19 protein-coding genes and 1 riboswitch are annotated in these 24,800 nt (G+C 69.3%); of the genes, 10 read left to right on the top strand and 9 right to left on the bottom strand.

The window, feature by feature from the left end; all coding sequences use genetic code 11:
- Positions 1-100 precede the first annotated feature (100 nt).
- Together ZRA01_RS06880 and ZRA01_RS06875 are read right to left on the bottom strand one after the other, a co-directional pair.
- A complete protein-coding gene (locus ZRA01_RS06880) occupies positions 101-1,249 on the bottom strand; it encodes an SGNH/GDSL hydrolase family protein (protein WP_141350621.1) in 1,149 nt (382 codons plus the stop codon).
- A 289-nt stretch (positions 1,250-1,538) separates the two neighbouring features.
- The gene (locus ZRA01_RS06875; protein ID WP_141350619.1) at positions 1,539-1,895 is read right to left on the bottom strand and encodes a RidA family protein; all 357 of its coding nucleotides are present in this window, start codon (positions 1,893-1,895) and stop codon (positions 1,539-1,541) included.
- Positions 1,896-1,956: 61 nt separating this feature from the next.
- Here ZRA01_RS06875 and ilvA point away from each other — a divergent pair, with 61 nt between their 5' ends.
- Positions 1,957-3,510 (top strand): threonine ammonia-lyase, biosynthetic, encoded by a 1,554-nt coding sequence (ilvA, locus tag ZRA01_RS06870; protein WP_141350617.1) that lies wholly within the window; start codon positions 1,957-1,959, stop codon positions 3,508-3,510.
- A gap of 32 nt (positions 3,511-3,542) precedes the next feature.
- On the opposite strand, the gene ZRA01_RS06865 is transcribed toward ilvA, so the two are convergent.
- Entirely contained in the window at positions 3,543-4,685 is a 1,143-nt protein-coding gene (locus tag ZRA01_RS06865; protein ID WP_170182915.1) for an acyltransferase family protein, read from the bottom strand.
- A 257-nt stretch (positions 4,686-4,942) separates the two neighbouring features.
- Between ZRA01_RS06865 and ZRA01_RS06860 the strand changes: the two genes are divergently transcribed.
- A complete protein-coding gene (locus ZRA01_RS06860) occupies positions 4,943-6,307 on the top strand; it encodes a sigma-54-dependent transcriptional regulator (RefSeq protein ID WP_141350613.1) in 1,365 nt (454 codons plus the stop codon).
- Positions 6,292-8,415: a cache domain-containing protein gene (locus ZRA01_RS06855; RefSeq protein ID WP_141350611.1), complete on the top strand. Its 2,124-nt coding sequence runs from the start codon at positions 6,292-6,294 to the stop codon at positions 8,413-8,415. Before ZRA01_RS06860 ends, ZRA01_RS06855 begins: the two co-directional genes overlap by 16 nt.
- An 18-nt stretch (positions 8,416-8,433) precedes the next feature.
- Here the strand turns inward: ZRA01_RS06855 and ZRA01_RS06850 are convergent, their stop codons facing one another.
- Positions 8,434-10,098: an ABC1 kinase family protein gene (locus ZRA01_RS06850; protein ID WP_141350609.1), complete on the bottom strand. Its 1,665-nt coding sequence runs from the start codon at positions 10,096-10,098 to the stop codon at positions 8,434-8,436.
- A gap of 457 nt (positions 10,099-10,555) precedes the next feature.
- Between ZRA01_RS06850 and ZRA01_RS20985 the strand changes: the two genes are divergently transcribed.
- The gene (locus ZRA01_RS20985; RefSeq protein WP_141350607.1) at positions 10,556-11,137 is read left to right on the top strand and encodes a PEP-CTERM sorting domain-containing protein; all 582 of its coding nucleotides are present in this window, start codon (positions 10,556-10,558) and stop codon (positions 11,135-11,137) included.
- Positions 11,138-11,267: 130 nt separating this feature from the next.
- Here ZRA01_RS20985 and ZRA01_RS06840 read toward each other — a convergent pair whose 3' ends face one another.
- From ZRA01_RS06840 to ZRA01_RS06820, 5 genes are all read right to left on the bottom strand, one after another.
- Positions 11,268-11,696, bottom strand: coding sequence for a hypothetical protein (locus tag ZRA01_RS06840; protein ID WP_141350605.1), 429 nt, complete (start codon positions 11,694-11,696; stop codon positions 11,268-11,270).
- A gap of 133 nt (positions 11,697-11,829) precedes the next feature.
- Positions 11,830-11,918, bottom strand: a riboswitch (cyclic di-GMP riboswitch).
- Positions 11,919-12,038: 120 nt separating this feature from the next.
- On the bottom strand, positions 12,039-12,818 hold the full coding sequence (gene phnE, locus ZRA01_RS06835; protein ID WP_141350603.1) for a phosphonate ABC transporter, permease protein PhnE: 780 nt from the start codon (positions 12,816-12,818) through the stop codon (positions 12,039-12,041).
- Positions 12,815-13,636, bottom strand: a complete 822-nt coding sequence (locus ZRA01_RS06830) for a PhnE/PtxC family ABC transporter permease (RefSeq protein ID WP_141350600.1) — start codon at positions 13,634-13,636, stop codon at positions 12,815-12,817. Before ZRA01_RS06830 ends, phnE begins: the two co-directional genes overlap by 4 nt.
- On the bottom strand, positions 13,633-14,463 hold the full coding sequence (locus ZRA01_RS06825) for a phosphonate ABC transporter ATP-binding protein (RefSeq protein ID WP_141350598.1): 831 nt from the start codon (positions 14,461-14,463) through the stop codon (positions 13,633-13,635). The genes ZRA01_RS06830 and ZRA01_RS06825 overlap by 4 nt, the downstream gene beginning before the upstream one ends.
- Positions 14,464-14,539: 76 nt before the next feature.
- Positions 14,540-15,433 carry a putative selenate ABC transporter substrate-binding protein gene (locus ZRA01_RS06820; protein ID WP_141350595.1) on the bottom strand — a complete coding sequence of 298 codons (894 nt, stop codon included), beginning with the start codon at positions 15,431-15,433 and terminating at the stop codon, positions 14,540-14,542.
- 342 nt (positions 15,434-15,775) lie between these two features.
- Here ZRA01_RS06820 and fdnG point away from each other — a divergent pair, with 342 nt between their 5' ends.
- The 6 genes from fdnG (at position 15,776) to selB (ending at position 24,792) form a co-directional block, all read left to right on the top strand.
- Entirely contained in the window at positions 15,776-18,847 is a 3,072-nt protein-coding gene (gene fdnG, locus ZRA01_RS06815) for a formate dehydrogenase-N subunit alpha (RefSeq protein WP_141350591.1), read from the top strand.
- Positions 18,848-18,857: 10 nt separating this feature from the next.
- The gene (gene fdxH, locus ZRA01_RS06810; RefSeq protein ID WP_141350588.1) at positions 18,858-19,754 is read left to right on the top strand and encodes a formate dehydrogenase subunit beta; all 897 of its coding nucleotides are present in this window, start codon (positions 18,858-18,860) and stop codon (positions 19,752-19,754) included.
- Positions 19,751-20,377, top strand: a complete 627-nt coding sequence (locus ZRA01_RS06805) for a formate dehydrogenase subunit gamma (protein ID WP_141350585.1) — start codon at positions 19,751-19,753, stop codon at positions 20,375-20,377. Before fdxH ends, ZRA01_RS06805 begins: the two co-directional genes overlap by 4 nt.
- 63 nt (positions 20,378-20,440) lie before the next feature.
- Positions 20,441-21,370, top strand: a complete 930-nt coding sequence (fdhE, locus tag ZRA01_RS06800; protein ID WP_141350582.1) for a formate dehydrogenase accessory protein FdhE — start codon at positions 20,441-20,443, stop codon at positions 21,368-21,370.
- Positions 21,371-21,421: 51 nt separating this feature from the next.
- On the top strand, positions 21,422-22,864 hold the full coding sequence (gene selA, locus ZRA01_RS06795) for an L-seryl-tRNA(Sec) selenium transferase (protein ID WP_170182914.1): 1,443 nt from the start codon (positions 21,422-21,424) through the stop codon (positions 22,862-22,864).
- Positions 22,858-24,792 carry a selenocysteine-specific translation elongation factor gene (selB, locus tag ZRA01_RS06790; protein ID WP_141350579.1) on the top strand — a complete coding sequence of 645 codons (1,935 nt, stop codon included), beginning with the start codon at positions 22,858-22,860 and terminating at the stop codon, positions 24,790-24,792. Before selA ends, selB begins: the two co-directional genes overlap by 7 nt.
- The last annotated feature ends 8 nt before the right edge of the window (positions 24,793-24,800 follow it).

Genomic DNA, 24,800 nt, shown 5'->3' with positions numbered 1-24,800 from the left:
GACAAGCCGGCCCCAGGAAAGTTGTGCCCCGTCGCCAGTGAAGTCCGAAAATGAAAAAACCCGCCGGGAAGGGCGGGTTTCGCAGAGGCGGCAGGACGACTCAGGCGCGGCTGCGACGGCGGCCGAAGAAGCCCATCAGGCCAAGGGCGGTGAGGCTCAGGGCCAGCTCGCCCGGCTCCGGCACCACCAGCTGAGCGTACATGGTGCGGGCAGCCCAGTCGTGCAGCACGGCGCTGGGGTGCTCCAGGTCGTAGTAGAGATATTCGCTCTCGTTGGGACACTCGCTCACAGCGGAAGTGCCGGGGGTCGGCGAGCCATCCACCTGGCCGTCGTAACAGGCGCTCGTGACATTGGTGAGACCGTAGGCCGCCGGGTTGGCGGTCATGGCCGTCTGCAGTGCAAAGGCGTCGAAGTAGGTTACGGAGGTGGTGGGGGCAGCGTAGCCCGGCAACGTCGCGGCGAGGGCCGTGTTGAAGCCGACGCTGGCACCCTGGAACACATTCAGGATCGACTGCGCGATAAACGGTTCGTTCGCCGGGTCGCCAGCGGTGGCCGCGATGACGTTGGCTGCGACCATGGCGGCCGTCTCACGGGCCAGCGGCGTCAGGCTGAGGTCGGGGGAATTACCGATCAGGAAGTTCTTCGCGCCGAGGGTCTGGAGCGTGACGAAGGCGGTGACGATGTCACGCACGGTCTGCTCAGCCTCGTCGGAGATGATATTCAGGCTGGCAGCCGTCCCGCCATTCAGGAGCCATAAACCAAGGGCATCGGCCATGTCGTTGGCGCCGATCCACAACACGTACAGGGCGTTGGGGTCCGCCACGCCGCCAGACCTGGTCAGGTAGCTGTCGATCTGCTGGTTGAAGCTGAGCGCGCCATAGAGAGCCACATCGCCCCGGACGTATTGGCTGCGGGCACCGCCGTGGGCGTAGTTGTTACCGCCGATCGGCGGCGTCGACGGCGTCAGCGTCAGCCCGAAGCTGTCGGCCAGACGGTCGGCGTAGTTGAGGCCATTGGTGAAGCGTCCGGTGTTGGTGCCGTCGGTGTAGTAGCTGGAGGCCGGCAGATCCGCAGCCTGGAGGGACTTCGCGGGGTCGGGCGCGGCAAAGAGCTGAAGGTCGTTGCCCGAATCGGAAAGGCTGTCGCCGAACACGTACATGTTCGAATATGGCCCGGCGTAGGCGCCAAGGGCGGTGAAACTCAAAGCCAGGGCGGCGGCGCCGCGGCTCAAACGGGTGGTCCAGGACATGGGTCTCTCCTAAGGGCGTGTCTTGATGATCTGGCGGAAGCGATCGCCGCAAGCCCCGGGAGGATGCCGGCGCACCGACTGCGTTCCATTCGAAGAATGCGGCCCGGGAACGCCTTGCTGAACGCATGATTGTTCGCCGGAAACGCTTCGGGACGGCCCATGCAAAAAGAATGCCCATTATGGCCAAGCCCATCGCATCAAGCAGTTAGGCGTCGACAAAGTCACACAGGCAAAAAATTTGTAAAAATTTTCGACGTCAGCCGGAACAATTTGCTTGTGCCCGAGCCCCTCACGGCTCCACCGCGGCCTGCACGGCGATCTCGACCCGCCAGCCGGGGCTGGCCAGGCGCCCCACCTGCACGCAGGCCCGGGCCGGCGCGGAGCCCGCCGGCACCCAGGCGTCCCACACCGCGTTCACCGTGTCGTAGTCGGCCATGTCCACCAGATACAAGGTGGCCAGCAGCAGGCGGCCCTTGCCGCTGCCGGCGCGCTCGAGCAGCACGGCCAGGCTGGCCAGCATCTGCGCCGTCTGGGTGGCGATGTCGGCGGTCTCGTCGGGCGGCACCTCGACGCAATACACGACGCCCTGATGCACGGTGAAATCGGAATAGCGCGGTGTGGTGCCGGCCCGCTGGATGTCGCTCATGGAGGCCTCCCCGGATCAAAAGCCCCTATGTTGCAGTGCGGCCGCTCCGGCTGCTACCCTCATGCGCTTCCCCAGCCGACACACAGGTCAAGCCATGAGCGCGCAGCACCCCGACTACCTGCAGAAGATCCTCACCGCCCAGGTGTACGACGTGGCCATCGAGACGCCCCTCGACCCTGCACCCAACCTGTCGGCGCGCATCCACAACCCGATCTTCCTGAAGCGCGAGGACATGCAGCCGGTGTTCAGCTTCAAGCTGCGCGGGGCCTACAACAAGATGGCCCACCTCAGCCCGGCGGTGCTCAAGCGCGGGGTCATCTGCGCCTCCGCCGGCAACCACGCCCAGGGCGTCGCGCTGTCGGCCAAGCGGCTCGGCACCCGCGCCGTGATCGTCATGCCCACCACCACCCCGGCGATCAAGATCGACGCCGTCAAGCGCCACGGCGGCGAAGTGGTGCTGGCCGGCGAGAGCTACTCCGACGCCTACGCCCACGCCGTCGAGCTCGAAAAAACCGAGAAGCTCACCTTCGTCCACCCCTACGACGACCCCGACGTGATCGCCGGCCAGGGCACCATCGGCATGGAGATCCTGCGCCAGCACCCCAAGCCGATCCACGCCATCTTCTGCTGCGTCGGCGGCGGCGGCCTGCTGGCCGGCGTGGCGGCCTACGTCAAGCGGGTGCGCCCCGACATCAAGGTGATCGGCGTGCAGACCGTCGACTCCGACGCCATGGTCCAGTCGCTGGCGGCCGGCAAGCGCGTCGAGCTCGACACCGTCGGCCTCTTCGCCGACGGCGCGGCGGTCAAGCTGGTCGGCGCCGAAACCTTCCGCCTGTGCCAGGAATACGTGGACGAGATGATCGTGGTCGACAACGACGCCATCTGCGCCGCCATCAAGGACGTCTTCGAGGACACCCGCTCGATCCTCGAGCCCGCCGGCGCGCTGTCGCTGGCCGGCGCCAAGGAATACGCCAAGCGCCACCACCTGAAGGACAAGACCCTGGTGGCCATCGCCTCCGGCGCCAACATGAACTTCGACCGCCTGCGCTTCGTCGCCGAGCGGGCCGAGGTGGGCGAGAAGCGCGAGGCCGTGCTGGCCGTCACCATCCCCGAGAAACCCGGCTCCTTCAAGAAGTTCTGCAAGCTGCTGGGCAACCGCAACATCACCGAGTTCAACTACCGCTACGCCGACGCGGCCCAGGCCCACATCTTCGCCGGCGTCGGCGTGCACAACCGCGACGAGGGCATCCGCCTCGCCGAGATGCTCCAGCGCCACGAGCTGCCCTGCCTCGACCTCACCGACGACGAGATGGCCAAGAGCCACATCCGCTACATGGTCGGCGGCCACGCGCCCCAGGCCGAAAACGAGGTGCTGTACCGCTTCGAGTTCCCCGAGCGCCCGGGCGCCCTGCTCAACTTCCTGGAAACCCTGCGTTCCGACTGGAACATCAGCCTGTTCCACTACCGCAACCACGGCGCCGACTTCGGCCGGGTGCTGGTGGGCATGCAGGTGCCGCCGGCCGACCGCAGTGCCTTCGACGAATTCCTGGCCCGCCTCGGTTACGAATACGTCGACGAAACCGCCAACCCGGCCTACCGGATGTTCCTCGGCTGAAGCCCCGCGCCGCCAGCCCCGGCGGCGCGGCCTCAGCTTTCCAGCACCTTCTCGTTGATGGCCCGCTGGCGCTTGCTCATGAAGGGCTTCTCCGCCCAGAGGTGGAAAAGCCCGCACAGGGCCAGGGTCAGCAGCACGCAGGTCAGCGGGTTGAGCGGGTTCGACGGCGCGAACACCTGGCGCACCACCATCGCCGGCAGCTGCACCAGCTTGCCGTGCAGCAGATACACCGAATACGAGATCACGCCCAGGTAGGCCGCCGGCTTGAGCAGCCAGCGCAGCACCGGATGGCCCCGGTCACGATGGGCTTCCAGCGCGCTTCCCGACGGCGCCGCGAGCCACAGCAGCAGCGCGCAGACCACCGCAAAACCCAGCTCGATCGACGGGAACACCCCCCGCAGCACCTGCCCCAGCGTGCCCCGGTAAGCCAGCACCAGCACCCCCAGGAACACCCCACCGGCCACCGCCGCCGCAAGCCCCCGCGCCCGCCAGGGCACCCAGCGCTCGACCCCCCAGCCCGCCGCGAGCAGGTACTGCAGCGCGATACCCACCGCGAACATCGGCCAGTAGTGGATGAACCAGCCCGCATCCAGCGGCAGCGGCCGGGCGATCAGCAGCAGGCTGGCCCCGGTGACCAGCCCGATCAGCAGGTGAAAATACCGCCGCGCCAGCAGCGCCAAATACATGCACAGGTAGAACTGGAACTCGATCGCCAGCGTCCAGTACACAGAATTCACCGGGCTGAAGGCCGCCTGCAGGTCACCGTCGGGCGTCCCGAACACCTTCGCCAGGGTCACCAGGCCCAGCCAGTCGCCGCCGGTCAGGGCGAGAAAGCGCGGGTCGGGCATCTCGAACACGCCGCTCTTCAGGGACGACACGGCCGCGACCAGGTAAGGCACCGCGACGACGACGACGATGGACAGCCAGAAGGGCGGGAAAATCCGCATGAAACGCCGCTTCAGGAAGGAACCCGCGGTTTCCGACCGGCGCAGCGTGGCCTCCGCCGAGGCCGAGATCACGTAGCCCGAGATCACGAAGAACATCGGCACCCCCAGGCTCCCGAAGCTCACCATCGCAGCAAGCACGGGCAGCGGCTCGACGAGGGCGTCGCGGATGTGGAACAGGAAGACCAGCAGCGCGGCCGCACCACGTGCAATGTCCAGGAGCAGGTTCATCGAAAAGCCTTTCATGCACACCCCGTCGGGGCGGCGCTGGCGGAGATTGTCGCACGGGCCTGCCGCCGCACCGGGTGCCGCCGCCGACTCAAGAGCCCGGAGTGTGGCATTGCACACGCGGGCCCCTCATCATTTCCGATGACATGGGGTTTCCAGCGGCGCGGCCGGTTTGTGTCTTCCGGCGGCGGGCGGCGCTGATGGCCGTGCTGATTTCCACGTACAGCCTCACCGCCCGGCCTCGTGGTTAAATCCACCCCATGACTTCGCCCCTCGCCGAATCCGCCCCCTCCTCCCGGGAACCCGCCTGGGCCGACTACGCCGTGCTGGTCGTCGACGACGAAGCCGGCGTGCGCAACTTCCTGCAGCGCGCGCTGCAGGCCCGCGGCTGCCGGGTGGACATCGCCGGCTCCGCCGAGGAGGGCGCCGAGCGCCTCGTCGAGCACCACTTCGACGCCATCGTGCTCGACATCGCCCTGCCCGGCCGCTCCGGCATGGACTGGCTGCGCAGCCTGAAGAACGGCGGTTTCGCCGGCGACGTGATCCTGATCACCGCCTTCGCCGACATCGAGACCGCCATCGACGCGCTACGGGCCGGCGCCTCCGACTTCGTCCTCAAGCCCTTCCGGGTGGACCAGATCGTCAATTCACTGCAGCGCTGCTTCGAGCGGGCCCGCCTCGACCGGGAAAACTTCGTGCTGCAGCGCCAGGTGGCCGGGCTCGGCGGGCAGGTGGAAGGCCTGGTCGGCCATTCCGGGCCGATGTGCCGCCTGTCCGACCTGATCCGCCGCGTCGCGCCGACGCCCTCCACGGTGCTGATCCTCGGCGAATCGGGCGTCGGCAAGGAGGTCGCCGCCCGCGCGCTGCACGAGGTCAGCCCCCGCGCCGAGCGCTCCTTCGTGCCCCTCAACTGCGCCACGGTGTCGGCCGAGCTGATGGAGAGCGAGCTCTTCGGCCACGTCCGCGGCGCCTTCACCGGCGCCCGCGAGGCGCGCCGTGGCCTGTTCCACTACGCCAACGGCGGCACCCTGTTCCTCGACGAGATCGGCGAACTCCCGCTCCCGCTGCAGACCAAGCTGCTGCGGGCGCTCGAGGAGCGGCGCATCCGCCCGGTCGGCAGCGAGGCCGAGGTGCCCGTCGACGTGCGCGTCATCGCCGCCACCAACCGCGACCTGCGCGCCGAGGTGGCCGCCGGGCGCTTCCGCCAGGACCTGTTCTACCGCCTCGAAGTCGTCACCCTGGCGATCCCGCCGCTGCGCGAACGCCGCGAGGACATCGCCGAGCTGGCGCTGCACTTCAACGCCCAGCTGTCGGCCCGCCTCGGCCTGCCGCCCCTCGCCTTCACCCCGGCCGACCTGGCGCGCCTGTCGGCCTACGCCTGGCCCGGCAACGTGCGCGAGCTGCGCAACCTGGTCGAGCGCTCGCTGATCCTCGGCGGCCTGCCCGCCGCCGGCGAGGCGCCCGGCTTTGCCGAACCGCTGCCGCTGTCGCTGGCCGAGGTCGAGAAACGCCACATCCTCGCCGTGCTCGACCAATGTGGCGGCAACCACGCCCGCGCCGCCGCGCTGCTCGGCGTCTCCCGCAAGACCATCGACCGCAAGGCCGCTGAATGGGGCCTGGCCTGATCCGCCAAAGCCTGGGCACCCTCGCCGGGCGCCTGCGCCGCTCGGTGCGCGCCAAGCTGCTGGCGATGGTGCTGGCGCCGCTCTTCCTCGGCGTGCCGATCCTGCTCGGGCTGGTGTGGCTGTGGGGCAACGAGGGCTACCACCGGCTGGTGAACTACAAGGTCGGCTCCGACCTGGTCACCGCCCACGAATACTTCGGCCGGATGCGCCAGACCGTCGCCGTCGACCTCGCCGCCCTCGCCGGCAGCCAGCGCCTCGCCAAGGCCATGGCCGACGGCAGGCCGGAGCACCTCGCCGCCTACGTCGAAGACGCCCGCCGGCAGGCCGGGCTGGATTTCCTGTTCCTCCTCGGCCCCGACGGCCGCATCCTCGCCAGCCCGCCCAGCCACGCGCTGCCGGCTGCTGGCCCCCACGCGGCGCGCAGCCGCTGGCCGGTGGTCGACGCCGCGCTGGCGGGCGAAGGCAGCACCGCCATCGACGTGTTCGACGCCGACCATCTGGCCGCCATCGACCCGCGCCTGGCCGAGCGCGCCCGGCTGGCCCTGGTGCCCACCCCCAACGCCACGCCCGACCCGCGCAACGAGGAAACCCGCGGCCTCCTGATCCACTCCGCCACGCCGGTGCACAACGACGCCCGGCGCCCGCTGGCGGTGCTCGAAGGCGGCGTGCTGCTCAACGGCAACAGCGAGCTGGTGGACCGCCTCAACGCCATCATCTACCGCGACGGCACCCTGCCGCTGGGCAGCAAGGGCACCGCCACCCTGTTCCTCGGCGACACCCGCATCGCCACCAACGTGCGCCTGTTCGCCGGCGAGCGCGCCCTCGGCACCCGCGCCTCCCAGGTGGTGCGCGAGCACGTGCTGGACGAAGGCAAGGTGTGGCTCGACACCGCCTTCGTGGTGAACGACTACTACGTGTCCGGCTACGAGCCGGTGCTGGACAGCCACGGCGAACGGGTCGGGATGCTCTACGTCGGCTTTCTCGAGGCGCCCTTCAGCGACGCCATGCAGGGCGCGCTGCTGACCCTCTTCGCCATCTTCGTCACCGTCAGCGTGGCCGGCTGCGTGCTGTCGCTGGCGTGGGCGCGCAGCGTCTTCAAGCCGCTCGAGAAGCTCAGCGCGACGATCCGCCGGGTCGGCACCGGCGATCACGACGCGCGGGTCGGGCAGGTCGCCAGCCGCGACGAGATCGGCCAGCTCGCCGCCGCCTTCGACGAGCTCCTCGACAACCTGGCCGCCCGCCGCATGGAGCTCCAGCGCTGGGGCGACGAGCTCGACCGCAAGGTGGCCGAGCGCACCCACGAGCTCGAAGAAGCCAACGCCACCCTCGACCAGGCCCGCCGCCACCTGGCGATGACCGAAAAACTCGCCGCCATCGGCGAGCTCACCGCCGGCGTCGCCCACGAGATCAACAACCCGGTGGCCGTCATCCAGGGCAACCTCGACGTGCTGCAGGAAATCCTCGGCCCCGCCGCCGCCCCGGTACGCGAGGAGATTCGCCTGATCCACGAGCAGACCCACCGCATCTGGCTGATCGTCACCAAGCTGCTGCAGTTTGCGCGGCCGGGCGAGTTCGCCGGCTACACCGAGGGCGTCGACCCCGCCCAGGCCCTCGCCGACTGCCTGGTGCTGACGCGCCACAACCTCGAGCGCCGCCAGATCGAGGTGCGCGTCGACAACAGCGCCGGCTGCCGCGTCGAGGTGAACCTCAGCGAGCTCCAGCAGGTGCTCATCAACCTCATCGTGAATGCCCTCCAGGCCATGCCCGACGGCGGCCGGCTCACCCTGACGAGCCGCGACTGGCTGGAGGAAGGCCGCCGCATCGGCGCCGAGATCGCCGTCTGCGACACCGGGCAGGGCATCGCCGCCGAAGACCTGTCGCGCATCTTCGATCCCTTCTTCACCACCAAAAAGGGCTCCGGCACCGGCCTCGGCCTGTCGATCAGCTACGCCATCGTCGAGCGCTACGGCGGCCACATCAGCGTCACCAGCCAGCCCGGCCAGGGCGCCTGCTTCACGGTGCACCTGCGCAGCGAAGCCCGCTACGCGGACGCCCCCACCGCGCCGGGGTTTGCGGCGCGCTGGAGCACCCCGCCGGCACAGGCGTGACACCGGGCAGGCGCTACCTCAGCGCCCCCCGCGCCACACCGAGATCAACACCCACAGCCCGCCGAGCATCGCCGCGATGAAACCGAGCAGGCCCAGCGTGGCCACGCCGCCGCCCCGGTCGACGGTCATCACGATCGACGAGCCGACGATCAGCGCCGCGGTGACGATGGCCATCGTCAGCCGGCTGGCGGCCCGGTCGAGCTGATCGCCGAAGGACTTGAGGGCCGGCACGTCCACCTCGAGCTGCAGCTTGCCGCGACGGGCCGCGCGGAGCAGGCGGCCGAGGTCCTGGGGCAGGCCGGCGAGCATCTGCACGCCGCCGAGCAGCGCCTCCCAGCCCCGCCGGGCGATCGCCCGCGGCGCCAGGTGGGCCAGCAGCACCTCGCGCAGGAAGGGCGCCGCCTCGCCGGCGATGTCGAAATCCGGGTCGAGCTGGCGGCCCATGCCCTCGAGGGTGATGAAGGCCTTGATCATCAGCGCCAGATCAGGCGGCAGCGCCAGGCCGTGCTCCCGCAGGATCGCCACCACGTCGGCCAGCAGCGCGCCCAGGTCGAGCTTCTTGAGCGGCACCCCGTGGTAGTCGTCGACGAAGGCCTCGATCTCGCTGCGCAGGGCGTCCGCGTCGCCGTTGGAGTCGGCGCTCCAGTCGAGCAGCACGTCGGCCACCTTGCCGGCGTCACGGCCCACCAGGCCGTGCATCAGCGTCGCCACCTCGAAGCGGCGCGCCTCGGAGAGCCGCCCGACCATGCCGAAATCGATGAAGGCGATACGGTTGCCGGGCAGGTAGAACACATTGCCCTGGTGCGGGTCGGCGTGGAAGAACCCGGCCTCCAGCATCATCCGCAGCACCGCGTCGGCGCCGCGCCGGGCCAGCAGGCGGCGGTCGAAACCTTCGGGCAGCGCGGCCGCCTGACGGCCCGGGATGCCCTCGATGAAGTCCTGCACGTTGAGCCGCTCGCCGGTCCATTGCCAGTGGATGCGCGGCACCACGATCTCGGGGCTGCCCACGAACAACGCGGCGATGCGCTCGGCGTGGCGCCCCTCGGCCGAGAAATCCAGCTCGCGGCGCAGGGAATGGGCGAACTGGCGGATCACCTCCCGCGGGCGGTAGCGGACGAGCTCCGGCGCCTCCTTCTCGATGATCTCGGCGAGCCGGTCGAGCAGGCGCAGGTCGGCCTCGATCACCGGCCGGATGCCTGGCCGCCGCACCTTGAGCACCACCGCCGTACCGTCGGCCAGCCGCGCCCGGTGCACCTGGGCCAGGCTGGCTGCCGCCAGCGGCACCGGGTCGAGCTCGGCGAACACCGCCTCGGGTGCCTCGCCCAAGTCTTCGATCAGCTGCCCGCGCAGGTCTTCGAAGGGTAGCGCCGGGGCGGCGTCCTGCAGCTTGCCGAACTCGACGATCCACTCGGGCGGAAAGAGATCACCCCGGGTCGCCAGGATCTGCCCCAGCTTGACGAAGGTCGGCCCCAGCTCCTCGAGCGCCCGGCGCACCCGGGCGGCCGGCTCGAGCCGGGCCAGATCTTCGGGCTCACGCCAGTGCAAGGCCTTGCCGGCCCGCTCCAGCGCGCCCGCCATCCCGACCCGCCGCACCAGGCCGCCGAAGCCGTAGCGCACCAGCACCGCGGCAATCTGCTGCACACGCCCCAGATCACGGGCGGCACCGAGGGCTTCCCATAGCATCAGCAAGGCCTCCCGGAGGGCTCGCGGGGCATGTCGGGGTGGAGAACGGCGAGTTCGAGGGTGGCCATGTCAGGTGTCATTCCAGTCCCCGATGAGGGTAACCCGGACACGCCCGGACGGAAAGCGCGCCCGCGATGGAAAAAGCTCGCCGGTGCTAACGGCACTACCACCACGACTTGAAAAAAGCGCCTGCGTGCAAAACCACACAGCCCAAAAACCGGAAACGTGCCTCACAAATTAATGTAAGTGACTGTTTTGTCGACAAATTTTACAGACACTTGAGCTTTGTTAAATTTTTCACAGTACCCACCGTCATGGCAATTTCGGCCAAGCAGCTGATTATTTATGAAATTTTAACAAATAAGTCGATTTTATGTGTTTTTGGCACTTATTTTGCTTTGTCTGCTGAGAGCAGCACTTGCACGCAAGTAACGACAACGGAAAAGAGAGAATCATCATGAAAAAGATCAACAAGCTCCTGTCCGGCACCGCCCTGGCGCTGGCCCTTTCCGCGGGCTTCGGCGCCGCCCACGCCGACATCTCCGCCGCTGGCAACTTCAACGCGGCCGGCTATGCGGTCCTCGGCTTCAACACCGTCGGCGGCGTGGTCGACATGCAGTTCACCGGCGGCTACGGCGACGCGACCTTCTCGCTGTTCAACGCTGCGGGCGCCCACCTGATGTCGAACGACGACAGCAACAGCCTGAACCCGCACCTCACCCAGTTCCTGTCGGCGGGCAACTACTCGCTGCTGGTGAGCTATTGCTGCCAGTCCATCTATGGCTACGCCCAAGCCAACGGCGGCGCGTTCGTCAACACCGACGGCTACAACTCCGGCAGCTACGTGACCGGCGGCAGTGGCACCCTCGCCGGCATGGAAGCTTACCTGGACGCCCAGACCCCGTACGCCGCCAACGCCAGCTATACGCTGACCATCAGCAACGCAACCCCTGGCACCGCAGTGCCCGAGCCCACCTCGCTGGCCCTCGCCGCGCTGGGCCTCGCCGGCCTCGGCATCGCCCGCCGCAAGCGCGCCTAAGCACGCTGCAGTCACAAAAAAAACCCGCCGTAGCGCTCTACGGCGGGGTTTTTTGTGACTTTCCGGATTTTACTTCTTCATCTGCATCACCGCTTCCGGGTGCAGCAAATCGGCACGGGCACCGCACCGGCTAGCGGCTGGCCATCTTGCGCTTGACCTCCTGCGCCGCCAGCTCGAAATCCAGCCCCGCCACCGCATCGTTTATGGCCCGGACCAGCAGCTCGCCGGCCACTTCGCTGCTGCCGGCAAACCTGTTCACATAGGTCGAAGTCTGCACCTGGGACGACACCACGTTGCCGCTGCTGATCAGGCGGACCGTCGCCCAGCCGATCGACACATCCGACAGCACCGCGGCCTCGCCGGTCACCGCCAGGCGCAGGTTGTGCCGGTTGAGCAACTCGCACTTGGCCGTGGAGATCTCATAGCCGCCATGCTGCACGACCACCTCGCGGATGTCGGGCGAGGCGTGCTCTGACACGCTGCAGCCGGCCCGCGCCAAGGTGGCGGCGCACAGCAGGCCGCCGAGAAGCACGGCGCGTCTGGCGGAATGGTTGAACATGGTCTTGCTCCTTCTGGCTTTCGGAAGGCAAACCCACGCCGCCACGGGTGCAGCAGACTCCTTGCACAGGGCGGCGTCCATCGGGGTGACACCGCCGCCGGATGCCAGGGGAGCACAAGCGCAACGCGCCCCAACGTGCAACCCGGCCACCTGTCCCTTGCCGGGAGTGAGGTCCGATGGCTTTGCGTCCCGCCGTTTCCGAGCGGTTTGCCTTTTTACATTGATCGATGATGGGATTTTTACGGACCGCCATCGGCAAACTGAAGGCCGCCCGGGCCGCTCATGAGGAACTCCGTCACGGTCGCCGTGCACCGCAGCAGTCGCCCGGCGCCAGTGCCTGGCTCAAGCCCCGGCGCGGCGCCTCAGCCAGGCGCTGGCCCCATCCACCGCCACGGCCATCGCCAGCATCGCGATGATCACGGTGCTCGCCTGGGCTTCCTGGAACAGCGACAGGCTGTAGTAAAGCAGCGCCCCGAGCCCTCCGGCGCCGACGAAACCCAGGATCGCCGCCATGCGGATGTTCATCTCCCAGCGATACAGGGCGTAGGCCAGCCACTGGGGCGCCACCAGCGGCAGCGTGCCATACAAGAAGGTGACGAGGGCCGGCGCACCACCGCCCGCCAGCGCCTCGGCCGGCGTGGGCGGGCTGTTCTCCAGCGCCTCGGCAAACAGGCGGCCGAGCACCCCGGTGGTGTGCAGCGCCAGCGCCAGGGTGCCGGCGAAGGGGCCGAGGCCGGCGGCCAGCACCATCAGGGTCGCCCACACCAGCTCGGGCACCGAACGCAACAAATTGAGCACGAAGCGCGCCGCGTGGCGTCCGGCGAGCCCGTGGCGCCCCGCCGCCGGCAACGCCAGCACGGCGCCACCGAGGGCCGCCAGAAGAGTGCTGAGCAGCGAGATCGCCAGCGTCTCCAGGCCCGCCCAGGCCACCTTGGCCAGAAAACCGGCCGACAGATCGGGCGGGAAGAAGCGCGCCACGAAGCCGCCCGCCTCCTCCACCGCCGTCGCGGTGAACAGGGCCGCGAGGGGCATGTCCAGCCACGCGAAGCTGCCCGCCACCGCCGCCAGCAGCAGGCCCACGGCAAGCACCGCGCCGCCCGAAACCCCGGCCCGGCGGCTCATGCCATCCTCCGCCGCAGGGCTTCGCTCGCGCCGTCGGCGGCCAGCACCAGCACCAGGAAGGTGGCCAGGATGGTCGCCGCCTCGCCGCCGTTGAGCATCTTCATCGACTGGTCCATGAGCTGCCCGAGGCCGCCGGCACCGACGAAGCCCATCACCACCGAGGCCCGCACCGCGCATTCCCAGCGATACACGGTGTAGGAGAGCAGCTCCTGGCCCGCGTTGGGCAGCAGCCCGTAGGCCAGCGCCGCCAGCCGCCCGCTGCCGGCCTCGAGCAGGCTGCGGGCGGGCCGCGCGTCGGTGGATTCGAGGATCTCGCCATACACCTTGCCGAGCATCCCGCCGTAGGTGATGCCCAGCGCCAGCACCCCGGCCGCCGGGCCAAGGCCGAAGACCCGCACGAAGAGCAGCGCCCACACCAGCTCCGGTACGCCCCGCAGCACCGCCAGCAGCATCCGCGCCGCACCACGCACGGCTTGGCCGACCCAGCCTCCGCGCCCCGGCCCGATGGCCGAGACCGACAGGCTGCGGGTGAGCACCACGCCCAGTGGCACCGCCAGCAGCACCGCCAGCGCGATGCCGGCGGTGGCCATCGCCAGCGTATCCACGGTGGCGCGGCCGAGCAGCGCGAGGAAGTCCGGCGAGGTCTCGAGGGGCAGGAAGCCGGCCAGAAAGTGGCCCATCGCCGCCAGGTTACCCGGCTCGAACAGCGCTGCCGGGCGGAAATCGGCGAGCTGCAGCAGCGGCCACAGCAGCATCAGCGCCGTGAGCGTCCAGCCCAGGCGCGGCAGCGCGGCGGGATCGCGGAGGGTGGCGCTCATGCGCAGCGCAGCGGCGGCAGGGTGCCGGCCGCCGGGCCGGCTTCGGGCGAGGGAGAAGGCAGCGGCGAGCCGGCCAGCGGCAGCCCGCCCTCGGCGGCGTAAAGCTCGCGCAGCAGAGCTTCGCTCACCTGGCCCGCCGGCAGGTCGAAGAGAATGGCCCCGTCCTTCACGCCCACCACCCGCGGGAAATGGCGCAGCGCCAGATCCACTGCGTGCAGGCTCGCCACCAGGGTCACGCCGCGGCGGCGGGCTTCGTCGTTGAGCAGCGCCACGGTGAGTTCGGAGAGGGCCGGGTCCATCGCCGAGACAGGCTCGTCGGCGAGCAGCAGATCGGGCTGCTGGTAAAGCACCCGGGCCAGCGCGACCCGCTGCAGCTGGCCACCGGAGAGGCAGTCGCAGCGGTCATACAGGCGCTCGGCCAGGTCGAGCCGGGCCAGCTCGCGGCGGGCGCCTTCGGGGTCGACGGGCAGCACCAGCGAGGCGAGGGATTTCCACAGCGGCCACTGGCCCAGCCGCCCGGCCAGCACCGCGGTGACGACCCGCTGCCGCGGCGGGATCGGCGGCGCCTGGTGGACCACTCCGATGCGCGCCCGCAGCCGGCGCAGATCCCGCGGAGCAGCATCCCACGGCGCGCTGCCGAGCAGCTCGACCCGCCCGCTGCCCGGCCGCAGGCTGGCCGCCAGCACGCGCAGCAGGGTGGTCTTGCCGGCCCCCGAGGCACCGATCAGGGCCACCCGCTCGCCCGCCGCCACCCGCAGGTCGACGCCGGCGAGCGCACGGTGGCCATTGGCGTGGGTGAAGCCAACGCCTTCGAGCGTGAAGCTCATTGTATGAATTCCTTACCGCAAGGCCGGGAAGGGAACGCAGCCGGCGCGGAACACTCCGCCCCGGCCGCCGCCCCCCTTACCTCAGCAAGCCCGCCGCGTGGGCCGCCGACTCGATGCCCTTGTAGTTCTCGGCCTTGGTCGGGATGAACTTGCTGGCCCGCTGCAGCGCCATGATCTCCTTGTGGGCCGGGTTGGCCGCGTCGAGCTTCAGGAAGGCGTCGCGCAGCCTGGCCTGGATCTTCGGGTCGAGGTCGCCGCGCACCGTCCAGTTGTAGTCGAAGTAGGGCGGCGTGGTGGCAAGGACGCGAACCTTGGCGGTATCCACCTTCTTCTGCTCGACCAGCTTGTCCCACACCGAGGCGTTGAGCACCCCGGCGTCCACCTTGCCGGCCTGCACGAAGGCCACGGTGGCGTCGTGGGCGCCCGAGAAGGCGGTGTTCTTGAAATCCTTGTCGGGGTTGATGCCTTCCTGGCCGAGGAAGTAGCGCGGCATCAGGTGGCCCGACGTCGACGACGGCGCGCCGAAGGCGAAGGTCTTGCCCTTCAGGTCGGCAAAGCCCTTGATGCCCTCGCTGGCGGTGATGAACTTCGAGGTGAACTTCGCGTCCTCGGCCCGCTGCACCAGCGGCACCGCGGTGCCCTTGGTGCGGAGGCTGGCCTGCACGAAGGTGAAGCCGCCCAGCCAGGCCATGTCGATCTTGCGCGTCGCCAGCGCCTCGACCACCGCCGCGTAGTCGGTGACCGGCACAAAGCTGACCTTCATCCCGGTCTCGGCTTCCAGGTAGGCGCCGAGCGGGGCGAACTTGCGCTGCAGCTCGGTGGGCGCCTCGTCGGGGATCGCCGACACCCGCAGCACCTCCTCGGCCTGGGCGGCGAGGGGCAGGGCACCGATGGCGGCAAGGGCGGAGACGGCGGAAAGGCGGGCGCAGGCACGCAGCAGCGCGCGCCTCGAAGTGGGCACGGAAGTCATCGACTACTCCTCAAAACGGCGTCGCAGCGCGACACCAGCCGCCGGGACGAGGGAGAGCGGCCCCGGCTTAATGGAAAAGACTCAAGCGGTGCACAGACCGCGAAGCGGACTATAACGACGGAAGGGGTCGGAGTGAACAGGCGCGGCAGGGCCTCCCCGCCTGGCGAGGGAGCTTGCTGCACCGCAGATGGACATTCTGTCGTCGAGATGGACAAAATGTCCCGAAAAAACACCCGGCAGCGCCGCCAAACCACTGTTTTGGAAGGCGCGCAAGGCTGGCGCGAGGCTTGCAAGGCTCACCTACGCACGTTTGTCACAACAACCGGAGGAGGAAGACGAAACATGCAACTCTCACGGCGCCAGTTCTTCAAGGTGGCCGCCGGGGGCTTGACCGGATCGAGTCTCGTCGCGATGGGCTTCTCGCCCACCGCCGCGCTGGCCGAGGTCCGCACTTTCAAGCTCGCCCGCAGCACCGAAACCCGCAACACCTGCCCGTATTGTTCGGTCGGGTGCGGCATCATCATGTATAGCCTGGGCGACAAGGCCAAGAACGCCCACGCCGAGATCTTCCACATCGAGGGCGACCCGGACCACCCGGTCAACCGCGGCAGCCTGTGCCCGAAGGGCGCCGGTCTGCTCGACTTCGTGCATAGCAAGAACCGGCTCAAGTACCCGGAAGTGCGCGAACCCGGCACCAAGGAATGGAAGCGCATCAGCTGGGACGAGGCCTTCACCCGCATCGCCAAGCTGGTCAAGGAAGACCGCGACGCCAACTTCATCGCCAAGAACGCCGACGGCGTGACGGTGAACCGCTGGCTCACCACCGGCTTCCTCGCCGCCTCCGCCTCCAGCAACGAAGCAGGCTACATCACCCACAAGGTGGTGCGCAGCCTGGGAATGCTCGCTTTCGACAACCAAGCGCGTGTCTGACACGGCCCGACGGTGGCAAGTCTTGCCCCGACGTACGGCCGCGGCGCCATGACCAACCACTGGTCCGACATCAAGAATGCGGACGTGGTGCTGATCATGGGCGGCAACGCTGCCGAAGCCCATCCCTGTGGCTTCAAATGGGTGACCGAAGCAAAGGCGAAAAACAAGGCCCGGCTGATTGTCGTCGACCCGCGCTTCACGCGCTCTGCCGCGCTGGCCGACCTCTACGCGCCCATCCGCACCGGCACCGACATCGCCTTCCTGGGCGGGGTGATCAACTACCTGATCGCCGGCAACAAGGTGCACATGGACTACATCAAGTCCTACACCGACATGAGCTACCTCGTGAAGGATGAATTCGCCTTCGCCGATGGCTTCTTCTCGGGCTACGACGCCGAAAAGCGCAAGTACGACAAGGCCGGCTGGGAATACCAGACGGGTGAGGACGGTTACGTTAAAACCGACCCGACCCTCGAAAACCCCCGCTGCGTCTGGAACCTGCTGAAGGCCCACTTCGCCCGCTATACGCCCGAGATGGTCGAGAAGATCTGCGGCACGCCCAGGGACAAGTTCCTGCAGGTAGCCGAGATGCTCGCCTCGACGCACACCCCCGACCGGGTGATGACCATCCTCTACGCCCTCGGCTGGACCCAGCACAGCACCGGCTCGCAGATCATCCGCACCGCGGCGATGGTGCAGCTGCTGCTCGGCAACATCGGGCGCGCCGGCGGCGGCGTGAATGCCCTGCGCGGCCACTCCAACATCCAGGGCCTCACCGACCTCGGGCTGCTGTCCAACCTGCTGCCCGGCTACATGACGCTGCCCGGCGAGAAGGAGACCGACTACGACGCCTACATCGCCAAGCGCGCGCCCAAGCCCATGCGGCCGGGGCAGCTGTCGTACTGGCAGAACTACGGCAAGTTCCACGTCAGCCTGATGAAGGCCTGGTACGGCGCCGCCGCCACCAAGGACAACAACTGGGCCTTCGACTACCTGCCAAAGCTCGATAAAACCTACGACGTGCTGCAGGTTTTCGAGCTGATGCACCAGGGCAAGATGACCGGCTATTTCGCCCAGGGCTTCAACCCGCTCAACTCCTTCCCCAACAAGGCCAAGGTGAGCGCGGCGCTGTCCAAACTGAAGTTCCTCGTCATCATGGACCCGCTGGCCACCGAAACCTCCGAGTTCTGGCAGAACCACGGCGAGTTCAACGACGTGGACCCGGCCAAGATCCAGACCACGGTGTTCCGCCTGCCGACCACCTGCTTCGCCGAAGAAGACGGCGCGATCGTCAACTCCGGCCGCTGGCTGCAGTGGCACTGGAAGGGCGCCGACGCGCCGGGCGAGGCCAAGACCGACCCCGAGATCATGGCCGGCCTGTTCCTGCGCCTGCGCGAGATGTACAAGAAGGACGGCGGTGCCTTCCCCGACCCCATCCTCAACCTCGCCTGGGCCTACAAGCTCCCCCACGAACCCTCGCCCGAGGAGCTCGCCAAGGAGTACAACGGCAAGGCCCTGGCCGACCAGTTCGACGCCAAGGACCCGACCAAGCTCGTCAAGAAGGCCGGCGAGCTGCTCGACGGTTTCGCCCAGCTCAAGGACGACGGCAGCACCGCCTGCGGTTGCTGGATCTTCTCCGGCGCCTGGACCGAAAAGGGCAACATGATGGCGCGGCGCGACACCGCCGACCCCTGGCACAACGGCCAGACCCTCGGCTGGGCCTTCGCCTGGCCGGCCAACCGGCGCATCCTCTACAACCGCGCCGCCGCCGACCCGTCCGGCAAGCCCTGGGACGCCAAGCGCAAGCAGGTCTGGTGGGACGCCGCCCAGAGCAAGTGGGTGGGCTCCGACGTGCCCGACTTCAAGGCGGACTCCGCCCCCGAAGACGGCATGGGCCCCTTCATCATGAACCCCGAGGGCGTCGCGCGTTTCTTTGCCCGCGGCATGATGAACGAAGGCCCCTTCCCCGAGCACTACGAGCCCTTCGAGACGCCGATCGGCACCAACCCCATGCACCCCAACAACCCCAAGGCCATCTCCAACCCGGCCGCGCGGGTCTTCAAGGGCGACATGGAAGCCTTCGGCACCGCCAAGGATTTCCCCTACGCGGCCACCACCTACCGGCTCACCGAGCACTTCCACTACTGGACCAAGCACGTCGAGTCCAACGCCATCACCCAGCCCGAGCAGTTCGTCGAGATCGGCGAGGCGCTGGCGGCCGAGAAGGGCATCAAGGCCGGCGACAAGGTCAAGGTGAGCTCCAACCGCGGCTACATCAAGGCGGTGGCGGTGGTCACCAAGCGCATCAAGCCGCTGCAGGTGGACGGGAAAACGGTGCACCACGTCGGGATTCCGCTCCACTGGGGCTTCAAGGGTGTGGCCAAGAACGGCTTCATCACCAACACCCTGACACCCTTCGTCGGAGACGCGAACACCCAGACGCCGGAGTTCAAGTCCTTCCTCGTCAACGTCGAGAAAGCCTGAGGAGACCGCCATGGCATTGCAATCACTGGACATCGCCAAGCGCTCGGCCACCACCACCGAATCGCCCCAGGCGCGCAAGACCCTCGAGGTCGCCAAACTCATCGACGTCTCCAAGTGCATCGGCTGCAAGGCCTGCCAGGTGGCGTGCATGCAGTGGAACGACCTGCGTGACGAGGTCGGCACCTGCGCCGGCACCTACGACAACCCGCGGGACATGACCGACCAGAGCTGGACGGTGATGCGCTACGCGGAGGTCGAGACCGAAGAGCGCGGCCTCGAGTGGCTGATCCGCAAGGACGGCTGCATGCACTGCGAGGACCCGGGCTGCCTCAAGGCCTGCCCGGCACCGGGCGCCATCATCAAGTACGCCAACGGGATCGTGGATTTCCACCAGGAAAACTGCATCGGCTGCGGCTACTGCGTGAGCGGCTGCCCGTTCAACGTCCCGCGCATCTCGCAGAAGGACAGCAAGGCCTACAAATGCACGCTGTGCTCCGATCGCGTCGCGGTCGGGCTCGAGCCGGCGTGCGTCAAGGTCTGCCCGACCGGCAGCATCAGCTTCGGCTCCAAGGTCGACATGCAGGAGCTCGCCGCGGAGCGCGTCACCGAGCTCAAGGAGCGCGGCTTCAAGAACGCCGGCCTCTACGACCCGGCCGGCGTGGGTGGCACCCACGTCATGTACGTGCTCAACCACGCCGACAAGCCCGCGCTGTACAGCGGCCTTCCGGCCGACCCGACGATCGCGCCCACCGTCACCCTCTGGAAGAGCGTCGCCAAACCCCTCGCGATGGCCGGCATGGCCGCCGCGGCGCTGGGCGGCCTGTTCCACTACGTGATGAAGGGCCCGAACGAAGTGTCCAAGGAGATCGAGGCCGAAGTCGAGCGCGAACTGGAGGGCGAAAAATGATCCGCGATCCGCATGATCTGCAACGCTACACCGCCTCGGAGCGGGCCAACCACTGGGTCACGGGCATCTGCTTCATCCTGCTCGCGCTCTCGGGGCTGTCCCTGTTCCACCCGGCGCTGTTCCCACTCACCATGCTCTTCGGCGGCGGCACCTGGACGCGCATCCTGCACCCCTTCATCGGGGTCGTGATGATGCTGTTCTTCGTGGTGATGTTCTTCCGCTTCCAGGGCCTCAACCGCATGCGCGAGGCCGACTGGGAATGGGTGAAGCGGGCCAAGGAGATGGTCAACGGCGACGACCACAACATGCCGGAGATGGGCAAGTACAACGGGGGGCAGAAGCTGCTGTTCTGGTTCCTCGGCGTCGCCATGCTGGTGTTGTTCGTGTCGGGCATCGTGATCTGGCGGGCTTACTTCTCGGCCAGCTTCCCGATCGGCGTGGTCCGCCTGGGCGCCCTGCTCCACGCGGTGTTCGCCGCGCTGATGATCGCCGCGATCATCGTCCATGTGTACGCCGCCATCTGGGTGCGCGGCACCATCCGGGCGATGCTCTACGGCACCGTCACCCGCGCCTGGGCCAAGCAGCACCACCGAGCCTGGTACAAGCAGATGACCGGTAAGTAAGCACCACGAGGGGCGGATTCGTCCGCCCCTCGAAACCCCGCCCCCACAGGAAACCCAGCAAACATGCCCACCCTCCTCAGCCCCGAAGAGATCGCCACCCAGGGTGCCCCCGACGCCAGCCCCAACCGGCTGCCCTCGCCCCACGTCTTCGCCGGGCGGGCCGAGCGCCTGCGCAAACTTGCGGAAGGCCACGCGATGGCCGACTTCCTCGCCTTCGCGGCCCGCCTCGCCGACGCCCAGCAAACCCTGCTCGACCGCCTCGGCCCCACCGCCCCGCCGGATGAAGCCCAGCTCCGCCGCTGCCGCCAGCACGGCATGCCGCCCCTCGACGCCCACGGCGCACAGCTCCCGGCCGACTGGACGAGCGTGCTCCACGACCTCGCCACCGCCGTCGTGCCCCACGCCCCGGCCGGTCTCCAGAACGCCATCGCGGCCCTCCCCGACTTCCCTCAAGAGCGCCTCGCCGCCCTCGCCCGCGCCATCCTGCGCGGCGACGAAGACCTCTCCAACCCCATCGAACTCGCCCTCGCCCCGCTCATCGGCGCCAGCCTGCAGGTCTTGTGGGCCTCCCGCGCCCTCGGGCTCGCCACCAGCGACATCCCGGCCGGCTTCGAAGGCGGCCAGTGCCCCGCCTGTGGCGCACCGCCGGTGGCCAGCATCGTGCGCATCGGCGACGCCGGCCATGGCGTGCGCTACGCCACCTGCAGCCTGTGCGCCTGCGAATGGCACGTCACCCGCATCAAGTGCGTGCCCTGCCAGAACACCCGCGGCATCGCCTACCAGGGCCTCGAAGGCGCCGCCGGCCCGGCCCACCCCGGCGTCAAGGCCGAAACCTGCCCCGAGTGCCAGGCCAGCCTCAAGATCGTCTCGATGGAAACCGACCCCGCCGTCGACGCCTTCGCCGACGACCTCGCCACCCTCGCCCTCGACATGCTCGTCGACGAGGCCGGCTTCCACCGCGCCGGCCGCAACCTCTTCCTGTTCCTCCCGTAAGTCTGGCCCCAGCCCGACACCCACCACGAAAAACCCAGGAGATCCCCCACGATGGCGTCCATGGTCCATGGCACCACGTCCGACAGCAGCTCGCCGGCCCCCGCAAGCCCCGCCTACCGCGCCCTGCCGAGCCTCGACCGCCTGCTCGGCGCCGCCCCCGCCCTCGTCGACCGCCACGGGCGCGTCGAGGTCACCCAGGTGCTCCGCGAAACCCTGGCCGACGCCCGCCAGGCGATAGGCCTCGGCCAGCCGGCGCCCAGCTCCGCCGCCCTGCTCGCCAGCGCCGAAGCCCGCCTCGCCGCCCGCGCCGCGCCGCGGCTCAAGCCCGTTTTCAACCTCAGCGGCACCGTGCTACACACCAACCTCGGCCGCGCCGTGCTGCCCGAAGAAGCCATCGCCGCGATGGTCGAAGCCGCCCGCGCGCCCTGCGCCCTCGAATACGACGTGGAGAGCGGCGGCCGCGGCGATCGGGACGACGTGGTCAATGAACTGCTGCAGGAGCTCACCGGCGCCGAAGCCGCCACCGTCGTCAACAACAACGCCGCGGCGGTCTTTTTGCTCCTCAACACCCTCGCCCAGCGCAAGGAGGTCATCGTCTCGCGGGGCGAGCTGGTCGAGATCGGCGGCGCCTTCCGGGTGCCCGACATCATGCAGCGCGCGGGCGCCCGGCTCGTCGAAGTGGGCTGCACCAACCGCAGCCACGCACGGGATTTCGAAGCCGCCATCGGCCCGCGCACCGGCCTGTTGATGAAGGTACACACCAGCAACTACGCCATCGAAGGCTTCACCGCCAGCGTCGACCAGGCCGAACTCGCCCGCATCGCCCACGCCCACGGCCTGCCCTTTGTCGAAGACCTCGGCAGCGGCACCCTCACCGACCTCGCCCGCTGGGGGCTGCCCCACGAACCCACGCCGGCCGAAGCCATCGCCAACGGCGCCGACCTCGTCACCTTCTCCGGCGACAAGCTGCTCGGCGGCCCCCAGGCCGGCATCCTGGTCGGCCGCGCCGACCTCATCGGCAAGATCAAGAAGAACCCCCTCAAGCGCGCCCTGCGGGTCGGCAAGATCACCCTCGCCGCCCTCGAGGCCGTGCTACGCCTCTACCGCGACCCCGACCGTCTGCCCGAACGCCTCGCCACGCTGCAGCTCCTCACCCGCCCCCGCGACGCCATGCTCGCCCAGGCCGAGCGCCTGCGCACCCCCATCGCCCAGGCCCTGGCCGGCTGGCCCCTCACGGTCACGATAGAACCCATGCTGTCGCAGATCGGCTCCGGCAGCCTGCCCGTCGATCGCCTGCCCTCGGCCGGGCTGGTGTTCCGCCCGGTCGGGCGCGGCAGCGGCGTGCTCGGCAAGCTCGAAGCCGCCCTGCGCGGCCTACCGGTGCCGGTCATCGGGCGCATCGCCGACAAGGCCCTGCACCTCGACCTGCGCTGCCTGCCGCCCGCCGACGAGGCGCGCTTCCTGGCCCAGCTCGCGGAGTTCGCCCCATGCTGATCGGCACCGCCGGCCACATCGACCACGGCAAGACGACCCTGGTGCACGCCCTCACCGGCATCGACACCGACCGCCTGCCCGAAGAAAAACGCCGCGGCATCACCATCGAGCTCGGCTACGCCTACCTGCCGCTGCCCGGCGGCGACGCCTCGCCGGCCCGGGTGATCGGCTTCGTCGATGTGCCCGGCCACGAGAAATTCGTCCCCACCATGCTCGCCGGCGCCAGCGGCATCGACTTCGCGCTGCTCATCGTCGCCGCCGACGACGGCCCGATGCCGCAAACCCGCGAACACCTGCAGATCCTCAATCTGCTCGGCATCCGCCGCGGCGCCGTCGCCCTCACCAAGGCCGACCGCGCCAGCCCGGAGCGCCTCGCCGACGTGAGCGCACAGATCCACGCCCTGCTGGCTGGCGGCTGCCTCGCCGGCGCGCCGATCTTCCCGGTGTCCGCCCTCACCGGTGCAGGCGTCGACGCCCTGCGCAGCCACCTCGTCGAGGCCGCCCGCAGCCTGCCCGCCCGCGCCGCGGAGGGCGATTTCCGCCTCGCCGTCGACCGCGTGTTCACCCTCGCCGGCGCCGGCACCATCGTCGCCGGCACCGTCCACGCAGGCCAGGTCGCGGTGGGCGACAGCCTGCGCCTCGCCCCAAGCGGCCCCGCCGCCCGCGTGCGCAGCCTGCACGTGCAGAACCGCAAGGCCGACCGCGGCCAGGCCGGCCAGCGCTGCGCCCTCAACCTCGCCGGGCTGGCGGTGGATGACATCCGCCGCGGCGACTGGCTCACCGGCCAATCCACGCCGCTGCCCGCCCAGCGCCTCGACATCGCGCTCACCCTCGCCGCCGACGCGCCCCGCGCCCTCGCCCATGGCGCCGTCGTGCAGATCCACCACGGCACCCGCCAGCTCGGCGGCCGCGTTGCGCTGCTCGACGCCGCACTCGAAAAATCCGGCCTCGCCCCCGGCAGCCACGGCCTCGCCCAGCTCGTCGCCGACGCACCGCTGCACGCCTGCCGCGGCGACCTCGTCGTGCTGCGGGACGCCCACGGCCGCAATACCCTCGGCGGCGGCCGCATCCTCGACCCCTTCGGCCCGCCGCGGCACCGCCGCCACCCGGACCGGCTCGCCGTGCTCGCCGCCCTGGCCGTCGCCGACCCGACGGAGCGCCTGCAGGCCCTGCTCACCTGCTCGCCCCTGGGCGTCGACCTCGCCCAGCTCGCCGCCGCCGAAAACCGCCGGCCAGATGCCCTCCTCGCGCTGCTGCCCGAAGCTGCGGCCCGTTTCAACGACAAGGCCTGCTGGCTGATCGGCCTCGCCGCCCTCGACGCCCTCGGCCGTCGCGTCGAAGAGCGCCTCGCCCGCCACCACGCCGAACACCCCGACGAGCTCGGCCTCGAGCGCGACCGCCTGCGCCGCATGATCGCCCCGCTGCTGCCCGCGCCGGCCTTCGCCGAATGGCTGGAGCACTGGCTCGCCGAAGGCCGCCTGGCCCGCAGCGGCGCCGCCTGGCACCTGCCCGGCCACCGCCTCGAGCTCGACCCCCGCGACCGCCGCCGCGCCGACACGCTGCTGCCGTGGCTCCTCGACAAACCCTTCGACCCGCCCTGGGTGCGCGACATTGCGCTGCGCCTCGGCGAGCCCGAAGCCGCCACCCGCGAACTCCTCAAGCGGCTCGCCGCCAGCGGCGAAGCCTGCCAGGTGGTGCGCGACCTGTTCTACGCCCCCGCCGCAGTGCGCCAGCTCGGGGCGATCGCCGCCGAGCTGATGGAGGCCGACGGCTGCATCCGTGCCGCCGCCTTCCGCGACCAGACCGGCCTCGGCCGTAAACGGGCGATCCAGGTGCTCGAATACTTCGACCGGGTCGGCTACACTCGCAAGCTCGGCCGCGGCCACGACGAACAGCACCGCATCCGCGGCGATCTGGCGGTGAATTGAATTGATTT

The sequence above is a fragment of the Zoogloea ramigera genome, assembly GCF_006539865.1.
GTDB classification, from domain to species: domain Bacteria; phylum Pseudomonadota; class Gammaproteobacteria; order Burkholderiales; family Rhodocyclaceae; genus Zoogloea; species Zoogloea ramigera.
Note: the sequence above shows the minus strand (reverse complement) of the source record. Positions and strands in the feature narration are given on the sequence as shown.

Coding starts and splice junctions, on each gene's coding strand:
- fdxH (WP_141350588.1), top strand. CDS start 18,858: ATGGCATTGCAATCACTGGACATCGCCAAGCGCTCGGCCACCACCACC.
- selB (WP_141350579.1), top strand. CDS start 22,858: ATGCTGATCGGCACCGCCGGCCACATCGACCACGGCAAGACGACCCTG.
- ZRA01_RS06830 (WP_141350600.1), bottom strand. CDS start 13,636: ATGAGCGCCACCCTCCGCGATCCCGCCGCGCTGCCGCGCCTGGGCTGG.
- ZRA01_RS06860 (WP_141350613.1), top strand. CDS start 4,943: ATGACTTCGCCCCTCGCCGAATCCGCCCCCTCCTCCCGGGAACCCGCC.
- ZRA01_RS06825 (WP_141350598.1), bottom strand. CDS start 14,463: ATGAGCTTCACGCTCGAAGGCGTTGGCTTCACCCACGCCAATGGCCAC.
- ZRA01_RS06875 (WP_141350619.1), bottom strand. CDS start 1,895: ATGAGCGACATCCAGCGGGCCGGCACCACACCGCGCTATTCCGATTTC.
- ZRA01_RS06840 (WP_141350605.1), bottom strand. CDS start 11,696: ATGTTCAACCATTCCGCCAGACGCGCCGTGCTTCTCGGCGGCCTGCTG.
- ZRA01_RS06880 (WP_141350621.1), bottom strand. CDS start 1,249: ATGTCCTGGACCACCCGTTTGAGCCGCGGCGCCGCCGCCCTGGCTTTG.
- ZRA01_RS06865 (WP_170182915.1), bottom strand. CDS start 4,685: ATGAACCTGCTCCTGGACATTGCACGTGGTGCGGCCGCGCTGCTGGTC.
- ZRA01_RS20985 (WP_141350607.1), top strand. CDS start 10,556: ATGAAAAAGATCAACAAGCTCCTGTCCGGCACCGCCCTGGCGCTGGCC.
- ZRA01_RS06855 (WP_141350611.1), top strand. CDS start 6,292: ATGGGGCCTGGCCTGATCCGCCAAAGCCTGGGCACCCTCGCCGGGCGC.
- ZRA01_RS06850 (WP_141350609.1), bottom strand. CDS start 10,098: ATGCTATGGGAAGCCCTCGGTGCCGCCCGTGATCTGGGGCGTGTGCAG.
- selA (WP_170182914.1), top strand. CDS start 21,422: ATGGCGTCCATGGTCCATGGCACCACGTCCGACAGCAGCTCGCCGGCC.
- ZRA01_RS06805 (WP_141350585.1), top strand. CDS start 19,751: ATGATCCGCGATCCGCATGATCTGCAACGCTACACCGCCTCGGAGCGG.
- fdhE (WP_141350582.1), top strand. CDS start 20,441: ATGCCCACCCTCCTCAGCCCCGAAGAGATCGCCACCCAGGGTGCCCCC.
- ZRA01_RS06820 (WP_141350595.1), bottom strand. CDS start 15,433: ATGACTTCCGTGCCCACTTCGAGGCGCGCGCTGCTGCGTGCCTGCGCC.
- ilvA (WP_141350617.1), top strand. CDS start 1,957: ATGCGCTTCCCCAGCCGACACACAGGTCAAGCCATGAGCGCGCAGCAC.
- phnE (WP_141350603.1), bottom strand. CDS start 12,818: ATGAGCCGCCGGGCCGGGGTTTCGGGCGGCGCGGTGCTTGCCGTGGGC.